We start from the raw sequence: 6,344 nt of genomic DNA on the forward strand, positions 1-6,344 counted from the left end.
GAATCAACCGACGGTGAAACATTTACGAAGAGGACGCGCCGCGGCTGCGACGCTGGTGCTCGGCGCCAGCCTCCTGCTGGCCGGGTGTGGAGGCGGCGCCGGTTCGGCCTCGGCCGCCGGGGAGAAGGTGCTGCGCTGGGCCGGCACCTGGACCGTCGGAAACTGGGACCCGGTGATCGCCGGCAGCACCCGCACGACGCAGTACCTGGGGCTGATCTACGACACGCTCACCCGGCTCGACGAGCACGGCCAGGCGCAGCCGGAGCAGGCCGAGAAATGGGAGTACAACCAGGCGGGTGACGCCGTCACCTTCCACCTGCGGTCCGGTCTGAAGTTCACCGACGGCACACCGGTCGACGCCGCGGCGTGGAAGTACCACATCGAACGGTCGAAGACCCAGAAGAACTCGCAGCTCGCCGGTGACCTGGACTCCATCAAGTCGGTCGACGTCATCGACGAGCGGACGTTCCGGATCAACCTCACCCAGGCCGACTTCCAGATCCCGGTCCTGCTCAGCGTCCGCGGCGGCGGGCTCATCCCCAGCAAGAAGGCAGCCGAGGAGGACGTCAACAAGCTCGGCGTCTCGAACCCGGTCGGTTCGGGCCCGTTCAAGGTGGCGAAGCTCGTCCCCGAGGCCAGCCTCACCCTCGTCAAGAACCCTGACTTCTGGGCCGCGGACGAGATCAAGATCGACCGGATCGAGATCGCGTTCGGCAACGACCCGAACAGCATCGTCCAGGCCATCAAAACCGGTTCGTACAACTTCGCGATCGCCGACGTCGGCCAGATCGACGCGGCCAAGAAGGCCGGGCTCCAGGTGCTCGACGACTGGGGCTACGGCTATCAGGGCTACTTCATCCCGGTGAACCGCAACAAGGCACCCTTCGACAACCCCAAGGTGGTCGAGGCGCTGCACCACGCCATCAACAACCAGGAGTTCGTCGAGAAGGCCGCCTTCGGCTACGCCGAACCGACCGACCAGCCGTACCCATCGACCTACGCGGCCTATGTACCGGAAGCGAAGGATCTGTGGCCGTACGACCCTGAGAAGGCCAAACAACTGCTCGCCGAGGCCGGCTACAACACGACCGACAAGCGCCTGAAGGTTCCGTTCGTCGTGGCCACGGCCCTGCCGGCAGTGGAGCTCACGCAGGCGCAGTTCGCCGCCGTCGGCGTCGACCTGGAGATCAAGGTCGACCCGAACTGGTCGGTGCCGTTCTTCCAGAAGTCGCTCTCGATCTCCAACTACAGCTATGCCGGGCGCGACTCGTTCGAGCAGACCCTTACCGCCAACTTCGGCGGCGGCCCGCTGAACCTCAGCGGCCCGTACCAGTCACCGGAGTTCACGGCGGCCTTGAAGAAGGTCCGCGAGACGCCACTGGACTCACCCGACCTGAAGAAGAACCTCCAGGCGGCGACGCTCGCGGGCATCCGATCCAATCCGAACATCTACACGTACGCGACGCCGCGGCCGTACATCACCGACACGAAGGTCTCCGCTCTGCCGAAGATCCCTGGCCAGATCAGCCTTCGCGGCGTGACCATCTCCTGACCCCGACTCCGTAGCACGCGGGCTCCCGTCGCGCCACCACGCGACCGGAGCCCGCCGGCGCGTACGACCAGGTGTGAACGTCAACGTCGCGCTCGCGAGCGGGGTTGCGACCAGGCGGCCCACAGCGCGGCGTAGGAACCGCCGGCGTTGAGCAGGTCGTCGTGGGTGCCGTGCTCGACGATGCGGCCGGCGTCCATGACGAGGATGGTGTCGGCGGTCGCGGTTTGGGACAGGCTGTGGGCGATGACCACCGCGGAGCGGTCCCGGGTGACGACGGTGGCGGCGTGGTCGAGGGCGCGGGCGGTGTCGCTGCCGCCTTCGGCGGTGGCCTCGTCGAGTACGACGATGGCAGGGTCGAGCAGCAGCAGCCGGGCGAGGGCGAGTTGCTGGGCCTGGCTGGCGGTCAAGGCAGCGCCCCCGCTGCCCACGGCGGTGTCCAGGCCGTCCGGCAGGGTGGTGATCCAGCCGGCACCGACGGCGTCGAGGGCCGCGGTGAGGTTGTCGGTCGTTGCCTGGGGCCGCGCCAGGCGCAGGTTGTCGGCGATGGTCCCGGCGAACACGTGGGTCTCCTGGGTGACCAGCGCGATGGTCCGGTGCAGGCGGTTCGGGTCGAGGTCGCCGGCGGGGGTGCCGTCGAGCGTGACCCGGCCGCCGTGTGGTTGCCGCAGCCCGGCGAGCAGCGACGCGAGGGTCGACTTACCGGAGCCGGTGGCGCCGACGATGGCCACGTGCCGGCCCGGTGGCAGGTGCAGGGTGATGTCGTGCAGCACGTCGGGCCTGCCGGGGTAGCCGAACCGGACGCTGTCCACGTCGAGTGCGGGCCGCCGGGCCGGGGCCGTAGACGCTGGGCTGGACCCGGCGGGCGCCGGCTCGGGTCGTGCGTCGGCTGCGACGCTCGCCCCGGTCCGGTGGCGCGCTTCGGCGTCGGTGGTGGTGATGCCGACGAGGCGGGCGAGGCTGGCGGTGGCTTGCTGGATGCTGTCGAACACGCCGAGCACGGTGTTGATGGGGTTGAACAGGGCGGCGAAGAACAGCGCGGCCGTCGTGGCGGCCCCGATGCTCGCCGTGCCGTCGCGGACGAGGACGAACGCGACGAGCAGGATCGCGCCGAGCCCGATGAACTCGGCGACGTTGAGCCGTCCGTAGAAGCGGGTCGCGGTGCGGATGGCGCGGAATTCGTACTGCATGGATTCGGTCGATGCGGCCGCGATCCGGTCGCGCTGGCGCTGGCCGAGCCGCAATACCCGCAGGGTGGGCAGGGCGGTGAAGCCGGCGAGCATGGCGGAGGCCCGTTTCCCGTCGGCGATGCGCCCGCCGGCGTAGATCGGCCGGGAGGTGCGCAGGTACCAGCGCAGCGCGTGTGCCTGGACGGGGACGACCAGCAGGCCGGCCAGCGCGAGGCGCCAATCGAGGCTGGCCAGCCCGACCAGGGTGGACAGGATGGCGAGCCCGGCGGCGAGGAACCTGCCGAGCGCGCCCTCGGCGGCGTCGCTGACCCGCTCGACGTCGCCGGAGACGCGGGAGACCAGGTCGCCGATGCCACCGGCCTCGACCACGTCGACCGGCAACCGCACAGCGGTGGTGAGGGTGGCTTCGCGCAGCCGCGCCACGCCCGGCAGCACGACGTGAACCAGCAGTACGGTCGAGGCCCACCCCGTGACCGCGGCCGCGACGGTGGCGGCGGCGAGCAGGACGATCGGGCCGAGGAGCGCGTGGGGGGACTTGTGCTCAGCGATGGCCTGGGTGATCTGGCCGATCGCGATCGGCCCGGCCAGTCCGAGAGCGCTGTCGCCGATCATCACGACGATCGTGGCGGCCAGCCACTTCCAGCGCCCGCGCAGCAGCGTCTGGACGTAGCGGCGGACCTGTCGCCCAGTGGCGACCGGCAGCAGCGCCGTTGTGGTGCCGGTGCTCATCGGGCGACCGTCTCCCGGTAGGCGGGGACGCGGGTTGACAGCTCGGCATGTGTGCCGGTCCGGCAGCCGTTCGCGTCGAGGTAGATGACCTGGTCGCAACGGGACAGCCAGACCGGGCTGGTCGTGACCACCAGGGTGGTGCGCCCGGTGCGCAGCGTGCGGACGCGCTCGGCGATGCGGTCCTCGGTGGCCGCGTCGACGGCGGTGGTCGGGTCGTGGAGCACGAGTACCGGCGAACCGGCCGCGAGGGCGCGGGCCAGTGCGATGCGTTGCCGCTGACCGCCGGAGAGCGTCTCCCCGCGGTCGCCGACGCTGGTGTTCGCGCCGTCCGGCACGGCGTCGATGACCTGGTCGGCGAACGCCGCGTGCGCGGCTGCCGCCACCGCGCCCTCGTCGCCGGTGAGGACGCGCAGGTTGCCGGCGATGCTGCCGGGCAGCAGCACCGTGTCGTGCGGACACACGAGCACCACGGTGCGCAGCGTCTCCAGCGGCAGCGTGGCGATGTCATGCCAGCCGATGTCCGGGCCGCCGAGCAGGAGCCGTCCGGCCGATGGGTCGTACTCGCGGGCCAGCAGGGCCGGCACCGCGGCCGCGGCGACGGGATCGGCACAGACCAGACCGGCCATCCCGTTCGCCGGCAGGACGGCGTCGAGCGCAGGGCCGGTATCGAGCACGCGCACCGCCTCGAACGCCAGGCCGGAACCGACGTCGGGACGCGCTTGCGCGCCCTGGTCAGGAGCTGCCGGTGACACGGCGGGTTCGGCGACGAGGACCTCGTGAACACGACCGGCCGAGGCCAGGGCCCGGGCGTAGGCGGGACTGGCGCCGGAAACGACCCGCATCGGACCGATGACGAAGTGTGCCAGACCGAGCGCGGACACGAGCTGCCCGAGCCCGAGGTGCCCGGAGAGCGCCAGCCAGCCGCCGACGCCCGCGATCACGGTCAGGTAGATCCCGCTGAGCAGCGACCCGACCGCCGAGATCGTGGCCGCGGAGGAGGTCGCGCGCAACGCCGCCCGCATCGCGCCCTGGCTCACGCGCCGGTACTCGTTCGCGGCGGTGCGCTCGGCACCGATCCCTTTGAGCACCCGCAGCCCGCGGATCAGGTCCTCGGCCAGCGCGGTGCTGCGGGCCTGTTCGTGCTGCTCCACGGCACTGCGGCGGCGCAAGAGCCCGGAGACGCGGTTCTGGACGATCAGCAGCACGACGGTACCGGCGACGATGATCGAGCCCAGCAGCGGCGAGAAGCGCAGCAGCAGCAGCGTCGACACGACCAGCACGACGGCGGCGGCGATGACGGTGGCGAGGATCCCGGCGAAGGCGCCGACCCGGCCGGCGTCGCTGGTGGCGCGGCTGAGCAGGTCGCCGGGGGTGTTGCGAATCCCGCCGGCCGGTTGCACCACCCGGTCGCTCAGCCACATCCGCACGACCTGTCCGGTGTGCTGCTTGGCCCGCATGCTGGCCCGCGCGCCGAGCCGGTAGGACAGCGACAGCAATGCGAAGTCGCCGGCGAGCACGGCCAGCCAGCCGCCGATCGCTGCCCAATCGCCGTGCTGCACCGCGTCGCTGATGGTCGCGCCGATGATGACCGGCACCATCGCCTCGCCCAACTGGTGCGTGCTGTAGAACACCGAGGCGGCGACCAGATCGCGTCGCCGCGAGCCGATCGCGCGCCACAACACGCCGCGTGGCGATGACAGCTCGGTACCCGGTGCGCCGGTCGTCCGGTCGGCCGCGTCGGGAAGGGAAGTGGCGGGGGCGGTCACCGTGTCGACGTTAGGTTCACCTAACCTTGGCGTAAACGCAGTAGTACGCCAATCGCTATCGCCTATCAGTCACGATGATGTCGGCGACGGCGAGTGGACGAGCACGAAGGGGTGAGGCGGCGGTGAGTGCTCGTGCGATCGGGTTGGCCCGCTTCGACATGGCCCGCGGGCAGAAGTTCGACCGGCACGTGCACAAAGCGCACCAGCTGGCCTGGGTACACAGTGGCGTGCTGATGGTCGATGTCGAGGACCGCTACTGGGTCCTGCCCCCGACGCTCGCGCTCTGGATTCCGGGCGGTGTGTGGCATGCGTCGATCGCGCTGCGCACCTCGATCATGCAGGGCATCTATCTTGAGCCGGCCGGCTGCCCGGTGGCGTGGAGCGAACCAACCGTCGTGTCCGTACCACCATTGGCCCGGCACCTGATCACCTACCTCGCCGGCGAGCTGACCGAGGCCACCCGCTCCCACGGTGAGGCCGTGCTGCTGGACGTGCTCCGCCCGGTCGAGAAAGCCACCATCGAACTCCCGCTGCCCGCCGACGAGCGGGCACGGGAGGTGGCACACCTGATCCTGGCCGATCCGACCGATCGCCGCAGCCTTGAGGAGTTGGCCCGCGCGGTGCGGTCGAGCTCGCGTACCCTGCTGCGGCTGTTCCTGGCCGAGACCGGCATGACCTTCACCCAGTGGCGGGCGCACGCCCGGCTGCAGGCGTCCATCGCCTACCTCGCCGAAGGGCAGCCGGTCGCGCGGGTGGCCGAGCACGTCGGTTACGCCACCGCCAGCGCGTTCGTCGCCGCGTTCCGCCGCCTCACCGGCCACACTCCCGCCGCCTACTTCGGCAACGCCGACGCCCGTGTCGAGCGGCATCTGTCGCTGGCGCCGGATGTCGACGGGCCAGGCGGCGAATCGTCAGCCGGCGCGGCGGATCGGCAACATCGCGGCGCGTAGGCGACACCGGTTGGCGTAGCCGTGCCTTGCCGCGCGGTCAAGGCGGCACCTACCCTGGGTCAGGCAAGGCTAGGGCCTGTCTGACGGATCTTGTTGGGCGGTAGTGTTCTCCCTCATGGCGGTTGATCTCTCTGATGCGGAGTGGTCTCGGCTGGCGCCG

Annotated in this window: 4 protein-coding genes; 2 read left to right on the forward strand and 2 right to left on the reverse strand. The window is 70.8% G+C overall.

Annotated features, from left to right (window positions below):
* Positions 1-13: 13 nt before the first annotated feature.
* Positions 14-1,552 carry an ABC transporter substrate-binding protein gene (locus AB0367_RS36595; protein ID WP_366231101.1) on the forward strand — a complete coding sequence of 513 codons (1,539 nt, stop codon included), beginning with the start codon at positions 14-16 and terminating at the stop codon, positions 1,550-1,552.
* A gap of 80 nt (positions 1,553-1,632) precedes the next feature.
* Here AB0367_RS36595 and AB0367_RS36600 read toward each other — a convergent pair whose 3' ends face one another.
* Complete coding sequence (locus AB0367_RS36600) at positions 1,633-3,468, reverse strand: ABC transporter ATP-binding protein (protein ID WP_366231102.1); 1,836 nt, start codon at positions 3,466-3,468, stop codon at positions 1,633-1,635.
* Entirely contained in the window at positions 3,465-5,234 is a 1,770-nt protein-coding gene (locus AB0367_RS36605; protein WP_366231103.1) for an ABC transporter ATP-binding protein, read from the reverse strand. The genes AB0367_RS36600 and AB0367_RS36605 overlap by 4 nt, the downstream gene beginning before the upstream one ends.
* Positions 5,235-5,356: 122 nt before the next feature.
* Here AB0367_RS36605 and AB0367_RS36610 point away from each other — a divergent pair, with 122 nt between their 5' ends.
* Complete coding sequence (locus tag AB0367_RS36610; protein ID WP_366231104.1) at positions 5,357-6,184, forward strand: helix-turn-helix transcriptional regulator; 828 nt, start codon at positions 5,357-5,359, stop codon at positions 6,182-6,184.
* The last annotated feature ends 160 nt before the right edge of the window (positions 6,185-6,344 follow it).

It is taken from the genome of Dactylosporangium sp. NPDC051484, from assembly GCF_040689395.1.
In the GTDB taxonomy this organism is placed as follows: Bacteria; Actinomycetota; Actinomycetes; order Mycobacteriales; family Micromonosporaceae; genus Dactylosporangium.